The following is a 7,170-nucleotide window of genomic DNA, read 5'->3' on the forward strand; positions in this document are numbered from 1 at the left end:
AAAAGGGTTAAAAAAAGCTGACATTCATCGTCTAGCAGTTAAATTTTATTTAGACCACATTAACAACACTCAACAATAAATAACTTATAATGACTAATTTAAATACTACAATACAATCTCAAATTAAATCTACAGTTGAAAGTAATGAAGAGTTTGCAGTCCCATTTGAAGATGCTTGGGAATGGTTAGAATATTCATCTAAAGGTAATGCTAAAAGAGCTTTAATAACTAACTTTGAAGAAGGTGTAGACTATTCCTCACTTATCACAATTGAGAAGCGAGAAATTGGTGCTACTAGAGTTGAAGAAATCTATCTAACCAAAGATTGCTTTAAGCAGTTATGTATGTTGGCTAATACAGCTAAAGGTAAAGCAGTCAGACTTTACTATATTCAATGTGAAAAAGAATTACAAGCTATTAGAGCTAAGTCAGTATTAAAATTACCTCAGAATTACATTGAAGCTTTAGAGTGTTTAGTAGCCTCAGAGAAAGAAAAGAAAGCTTTATCATTAGTGGCGGCTGATGCTCAAGCTAAGTTGGTTGATTTGACTCCAAAGGCTGAAATGTATGATGTAATTGCAGATTCAAGCAAGTTTCTAAAAATAGCTGAAGTAGCTAAAATACTTTCAATTCCTAACATGGGTCAGAATAATTTATTCAATTTCCTTAAATCTGAAGAGATACTACAAAAGAATAAAGTACCTTATCAAAGGTATGTAAATTTAGGTCATTTTACTGTAGTTGAAAAGTATAATAAATACAATGGTGAAGTTATTTTAGTGACTTTGGTTACTCAAAAAGGGTTGAGTTTTATCAAGCGTAGGTTAGAGAAAGCTGGATTTTTTAGTAGTAAATTAATTGCTTAATAAATTATAAGAGAGGGGGTTATTCCCTCTCTTAAAGATACTACATTACAAACTATAAAAAATTAAATATGCTTTATTCTTATCTACATTATACTACACAATTTCATGTAATACAAATATTATTCTCATCATTATAAAAAATTAAATATGCGAAAAACTACAGATTCCAAATTTAGAAACCTTGTGAAAGAGCTTTATCCAGGTTTAGGTAAAAATCTTAATTACTGGAGATTCATGCGGTATCTTATATTTGGAGCAAAAGATAAAGATACAGGGTATCCTTTAATTGATCAAGCAACTATAGCTAAAGCTGAAGGTAAGCTGAGTCTTTTAGAGGGGTCAAATAGTTATTGCGCTTCAGAGTTCTTAATTAAGTTTCAACAAGAGGTAATGTCAGAAGAAACATTCTCTTGGTCAGGGTGGAGTTTTAAAGACCATAAAGCAAGAGTAGCTACTGTAAAATTTCCTTTAGAATTAAAGGAAGCTATTGAACAGGAGACTTATAAAATGAAAGTAGAAAGCAGAGTATACTTTGATACAGGCAATAAGTTTAGTGATAAGCTACAGAAAATAGACAGAGAATTAATCAAACAAGAAGCTATTACTTATTTTAACTTTGCTGCTCCTGAAGCCAGAGTGTTACTTGAGTATATGAATGGAGTTTCAGTTAACAATTTTACTAAAGTTATTGCTGCTAACTTTGACGCTACTTTACTGGAAGCATTTAAGATTGAAGACCCTGAAAAAAGAAGAGTAAACATAGAGATTCTAAATACCATTAAAGATGAATTACAACCCTTTTATAAGGGGAGTAAACAAGGAAATACTGTAAGGATATTTCCATTTAATTACTCTATTCCTATGCTTAGAAAAGACCTTAGAAAATTAATTACTAAGGGGTGGTATGAATTTGATTTATCTAGCAGCCAGTTGGCTATTGTAGGAAAAACATGGGAAATACCTGAAGTTCAAGAGTTTCTTCAGTCAAAAGGTAAAATTTGGTTAGATATAATTAACCATTATGGCATTGATGCTGCTGAACTTAAAGCTACTGATGAAGTTAAATATGAAGCCATTAAAAAGGTCTTAAAAGATTCACTCTATTCATTGATTTTTGGTATGGGTAAACAGAATTTAATTGATTCTTTAGATGAAGGCTTACTTCCTTATGGTATTAAGAATGCAGGTAAAAGATTTTTATCTCAACCTATAATGAAAGCATTATTTACTGCTAGAGAAGCCAGACTAGAATATCTAAATAATTGTGATTCAGTTGAGACTATTTTTGGTAAAGTTCTCACAATTAAAGGAGGTAAGAAAGCTAATGGAAAGCCTAATTCTGATAGGCATGAGTGCCTTAGAGCTATTATGGCACAACAAGCTCAAGCAGTAGAACTGTATATGTTGTTGCCAGTAGTAGATTTAGCTAAAACCACAAAAGACTTTGTAATTACTATATGGCAGCATGACGGTTTCTCAGTTAATTTTACTGATTCATCTAAGAAAGAAAGATGGATTACTAAAATCAATGAAGTGGTCAATCAAAAGGCGGCTGAATTAGGAGTTGTGACTCAGTTGGAGGGGGGTCCAGTTTTGCTTTAAAGAGTTAGGCTGGGGGCTGATTATGGAAAAGTCCCCCCATAGAGTTGTCTTATAAGTTGTGACCATAGAGTTGTCTCATGAGGTTTTGTTCTTGAAGTTGTCTTTTGAGTTTTCTTATGGGTTTAGTGTTTTGGAGTTTTGGTGGTGGTAGTCTTCTTACTTGTTCTCTTCTTTTGCCTGCTCTTATGGTTCCTCTATTCTTATTTTCTGGGTGGAGCTCCCTTGGTTAGGGTTCTTTATAGAGTTTACCATCTATGATACCTGTAATAGTAAGAGATAGAAAACTCTACAAGTCTTATACAGTAAACATTACAAGCTTTAAGATAGCAAAATAAAAATGCGAAAAAACCCCCAGATTAAAAATTATCATTGAAGTTTAGTGTTCTGTTCCATCTTCTCTAAAGGAAAATAACACTAAACTTTAGATTTGTTTTTTTCTTCAAAATAAAAACTGTGCCAGATTTATGAAATCAGAGCTAAAATTCAGACATAAAAAACTGCCCTATTGAGCAGCTTTAATATAATATGCCATGCTATTTCCCCAAGAACAAACAAAAATGAAGAGAAACTTACTTGTTTTTTCCATTAATTTTGACTTATTATGATTATAGTGTTTATTAGTTGTAAAAAGTAAGTATTATGTCAGAAGAAAATAAAGAAATTAAATCTGAAGAAATTAAATCACAAGACACTAAGCATTATGCTGATGTTGTGGCTATACCTTCTAAGACATTAAAAGAAAAAGCCAATAAGTTTACAGGTAGATTTAAGCGCTAAATAAAACAAAAAAATAAGTATAAGTCTACTTCTCTTGTAAGAGAAGTAGACTTATACTCTTCATTAACTCATAAATTTTATCCTATAAAAAGTCTTATGTAAATGGAATTTAGCCGTGACTGAACCTTAGAAAAACTACTATTTAGGGCTTTTCTAGTCAGACCTTCTAAAGTTGGCTGGTCAAATTGTAAAACTTCATCCCATGCTTTTAAGAGTTCAACAGTATCATTCAACTCTGCAACAGAAAGCTCTAGTGCCTCAACTATTTCTTTTACCTTTGGGTTGTGCATGTCAGATAAATATCCTAAACTAAAGGTTTTTATGGATGGAATGATTATTTACTTGCTTACAATTCAGGTAATTTAAGTTTTAAAACCTAAAAATATAATATCTATAAAATATGTAGATAATCAAGTCAATTAGTATTAAGTAATTTGATAATTTCACCTTCAAGCACATTGTAAATACGAGATAACAAAGCTACTGATTTAGTATCAATGCATCCTAATTGTTTAGCTATAGTGATTGCTGTTTCTAAGGGCAATGCTTGATAGGTTGATTGGGTTAAAAGGTCTAATGTTGTCTTAGTAGTTTGACGCTTTTTATAGACACTATCATTCATGGCAGGGGAATGACCTAAACTCATGGCTCTCTTTTCAAGGGAAACACCTGCCATAAGTCCATTTAAGTTAGCTAAGTGACGTAGAGCATGAGTCTGAGTAAAATTAGTACCTTTAACCCAATGACATAAATTATTTCTAGCTGTCTTAGTGTACTTGTGGCGTATTGAAATAGGGTTAGTGGTTTCTAAGGTAACCTCTGGTAACTTTCCATTCTTGATATCTAATTGAGATATTAGATCCATGTGGGTAGGAGGGAGTAGGGTCATTGCCAGCCTATAGCCTGTTTTAGTTGTAGTCCCAAGTATTGTTTCATCACCTACTACAGCAATCATTTTATTATTACTAGGGTCATTCAATGCAGGTATAGTTATCCCATCCTTAGTTATAAAAGGTACATTTATGTTTTTAACAGCAAACACTTCACTAATTCTTAACCCATAAATTACCTGCATTGAAAAAACAAATAACCAAGATTTACGTGATTCAATGTTATATCTTTTATCTTCGGTAGGGACATCAAGTATACATCTTCTCATTTCTAAGAAGTCTTCAATAGAAATACTTTGCAAATTTTCTTTAAACTTAAACTGTTTTGAGTTAATTTTCTGAAGCTCAATAGTTATAGATTGATAGTTACATATCTCAGTTAGTTTTTTCATAGCTCTAACGCCCATAGTAAATATCTTAGTGCCAACTTCTTTACTATTTATTGCAGTCATTATGTCAGTATAATTAACTGTATTTTCCAATGGTAATAATTTAAAAAATCTACCATAAGTATCATACCAACAAGTTTGATGGGATGGGTTACTTTTATTACGTGGTTGTCTCTTTCCATTAAAACTAGACCAATAATTGTTTTCTACTAATTCAATAGCTTCTCTAAATGTAATCAGGTCATTTTTAATTACATTGGTTTCTAAGATTACATCTTCATACCACTGCCAAAACTCTATTTCACTAGTAAAACCCTCTAGTGCTTTACTTACTAGTTGGGCTTTCTCTAGGGATTTAATTATACCTATTTCAGTAAAAGGACAATTGCAAGCCTTAGAAGTTCTTTTATCTCCTAGCTTAAACTGGAGTGCTACATAGATAGCAGATGCTCTAACTTCTCTCTTTAACCCCACCCCTTTGGGAGTTTGCTTTTGTATGCTTTTAAATAAAACCAGTAAGCGCTCATAACCAATTAGATGATTGTCTAAAGTGCTTGCTGTATCTGGGTTTGATTTATCCCTCATTTTTCCCTCAACTGAATTGTGAAATGAGGGATAACTGAGGGATAAATCTACATAAGTCAAGTTATTAACTGCTTTGGTAATCTGGTAGTGAACAAATTCACGCTGTCAATCCGGGTAATCATCCCATTGGGTAATGAATTTGAGAGACTTCCTGGTTTTAGATTTGCAAATCTAAAACAAATATGATATAATGCAAGACTGATATGGGTGACTAGCTCAATGGTAGAGCATCAGACTCTTAATCTGCTGGTTCTGGGTTCGAGTCCCAGGTCACCCACTACTTTTCAGCCTTTCGATAAATTACCCTAGACTAGATTTAGCCTAGAACAAGCCAAAATCCCCCACGAAAATTCCTTCTCATAGCGGGATTTTTAGCCATTTTTTTGGATAAGATGATTTATCCATTCAGAAAAACTAGAAAAATGGCTGCATCAACTATTACTCAAGTATTTGGACCCGGCGCGAGTCAGACTGCGACAACTATCACGATCGCCAAAGCCGATTTACCAGGACTAACCCCAGGAGCAAATAACACTCCAGAGAGTTTATTGGCCGGAATTGCCCTCAAAGCGCAATCTGGTTTACCCCGGTCCTCCTTTGATACGAACACGGATCAAAGTATCTACATTGAAAATGGATTTGCATCGTTTATCACAAGAGGACCGGACAATGACTCGTACAGAGTCGATCAGCTGACAATAAACCTGGCAAAACCTGATTCTGGCGCAACCCTAGATCCAGACGATTACTAATGGCTGTTTATTGCCAGGAAGGGGAAACCGCCCGCGTCACCTTCCCAGATGGGGAAATACTTGATTACCTGAACACTCCGATAAGAGTGGAGGTAGAAGAACACCTTCACTTGTACCGGGCTTACACTGCCTTGGAACTTTGGGGCGATAATGCTGCGGGGGGATACAAGATTTCACAATCTCAGGGCTATAGCAACATCTGGGCTAGACCATCAGAATTAAACAATCCGTACTTTAAAAACTACATCACCAGCCCAGGAAACAACAGGGAATATTCGGCTTGGATCACCGCTTATCTTTATTCCAATTCAGCCAACGAAACCGAGATTTTTTTGAGAGGCTATTCAACGCCTCGTAACCCTTTATTTGTGAAGCCTTGGTTTGCGTATCAAGCCGGAACTCAGTGGTTTGAAATGTTACCCTACCTTCAAAATGTTCCCGGTTTTGATCCTAAGTACACAATCTCTGTCTTTGATAAAGACGATCTTCTACTAACGCTAAAGGTCTACAACTCTGATGAATATTTTGTTGATTGCCTGGGATGTCCACCCAGACACATCAACTGTCAGCCCTGTTGCTTGCCATGTGACTCCACATTTAACTCAATATCATCAATTAGAGAACTAATTTACAATGACTTCCTGCGATGAAATAGCCGCCGAACTTAGTGCGCTCCGGAGTGATATTGCAGCCATGCAAGGGCAATTTATCCGTAAAAGTGAGCGACAAGGTATCATCAATGATTCCGTGAAGCGGAGTGATAGTTTAATAGTCCCTAAAATTGCGCCGATAGCAACCACTGTCGCCGGGTTTGTTGTATCAAAGAGAATAATTCCAGTAGAGAGAAAAGCGGGGGAGGCATTATCAAAAGCAGGACAAGCACTATCTAAGGGGACACAAGCATTAGCAAAAGTTGCAGGTTTAGCAGCTGCGATCGCCGGAATCCTATTAACCCTTGGAACCTTTGTATCTCTGAGAGCAAGAATAGATGCTTTGCAGAGAGCGGTGGATGCTCTCAGTAATCAATTGAGTCGAGCTTTTGGGCAAATTACTACCGCTACAAGTATCGCTCGTAGAGCTGAAGGTAAAGCCGATAATGCCCTCCAACGAGCATTAGTCCCTGGTCCCAGGGGTATTCAAGGCATCCAAGGTATCAGGGGTATTCAAGGCATCCAAGGTATCAGGGGTATTCAAGGCATCCAAGGTATCAGGGGTATTCAAGGCATCCAAGGTATCAGGGGTATTCAAGGCATCCAAGGTATCAGGGGTATTCAAGGCATCCAAGGTATCAGGGGTATTCAAGGCATCC

Annotated in this window: 8 protein-coding genes and 1 tRNA gene; 7 read left to right on the forward strand and 2 right to left on the reverse strand. The window is 35.6% G+C overall.

Features of this window, described 5'->3' with window-relative positions:
* The first annotated feature begins 89 nt into the window (after window positions 1-89).
* The 3 genes from ACM0OP_RS23390 (at window position 90) to ACM0OP_RS23400 (ending at window position 3,245) form a co-directional block, all read left to right on the forward strand.
* Window positions 90-866, forward strand: coding sequence for a phage antirepressor KilAC domain-containing protein (locus ACM0OP_RS23390; protein WP_414530804.1), 777 nt, complete (start codon window positions 90-92; stop codon window positions 864-866).
* A 147-nt stretch (window positions 867-1,013) separates the two neighbouring features.
* The gene (locus ACM0OP_RS23395) at window positions 1,014-2,468 is read left to right on the forward strand and encodes a hypothetical protein (protein ID WP_414530805.1); all 1,455 of its coding nucleotides are present in this window, start codon (window positions 1,014-1,016) and stop codon (window positions 2,466-2,468) included.
* 639 nt (window positions 2,469-3,107) lie between these two features.
* Window positions 3,108-3,245, forward strand: a complete 138-nt coding sequence (locus tag ACM0OP_RS23400) for a hypothetical protein (protein WP_414530806.1) — start codon at window positions 3,108-3,110, stop codon at window positions 3,243-3,245.
* 77 nt (window positions 3,246-3,322) lie between these two features.
* Here the strand turns inward: ACM0OP_RS23400 and ACM0OP_RS23405 are convergent, their stop codons facing one another.
* Together ACM0OP_RS23405 and ACM0OP_RS23410 are read right to left on the reverse strand one after the other, a co-directional pair.
* Window positions 3,323-3,535, reverse strand: a complete 213-nt coding sequence (locus ACM0OP_RS23405; RefSeq protein ID WP_414530588.1) for a hypothetical protein — start codon at window positions 3,533-3,535, stop codon at window positions 3,323-3,325.
* 125 nt (window positions 3,536-3,660) lie between these two features.
* On the reverse strand, window positions 3,661-5,169 hold the full coding sequence (locus ACM0OP_RS23410; RefSeq protein ID WP_414530807.1) for a site-specific integrase: 1,509 nt from the start codon (window positions 5,167-5,169) through the stop codon (window positions 3,661-3,663).
* 145 nt (window positions 5,170-5,314) lie between these two features.
* On the opposite strand from ACM0OP_RS23410, the gene ACM0OP_RS23415 reads away from it, so the two are divergent.
* The 4 genes from ACM0OP_RS23415 to ACM0OP_RS23430 all read left to right on the forward strand — a co-directional run.
* Window positions 5,315-5,386: transfer RNA gene (locus ACM0OP_RS23415), tRNA-Lys, on the forward strand.
* A gap of 145 nt (window positions 5,387-5,531) precedes the next feature.
* On the forward strand, window positions 5,532-5,861 hold the full coding sequence (locus tag ACM0OP_RS23420; protein WP_414530808.1) for a hypothetical protein: 330 nt from the start codon (window positions 5,532-5,534) through the stop codon (window positions 5,859-5,861).
* Complete coding sequence (locus ACM0OP_RS23425; protein WP_414530809.1) at window positions 5,861-6,511, forward strand: hypothetical protein; 651 nt, start codon at window positions 5,861-5,863, stop codon at window positions 6,509-6,511. Before ACM0OP_RS23420 ends, ACM0OP_RS23425 begins: the two co-directional genes overlap by 1 nt.
* Window positions 6,495-7,170, forward strand: a 676-nt coding sequence (locus ACM0OP_RS23430) for a collagen-like triple helix repeat-containing protein (protein ID WP_414530810.1), incomplete at its 3' end; no start/stop codon positions are given. The genes ACM0OP_RS23425 and ACM0OP_RS23430, both read left to right, overlap by 17 nt.

The sequence above is a fragment of the Nodularia chucula CCY0103 genome, assembly GCF_963923915.1.
Classification (GTDB): Bacteria; Cyanobacteriota; Cyanobacteriia; order Cyanobacteriales; family Nostocaceae; genus Nodularia; species Nodularia chucula.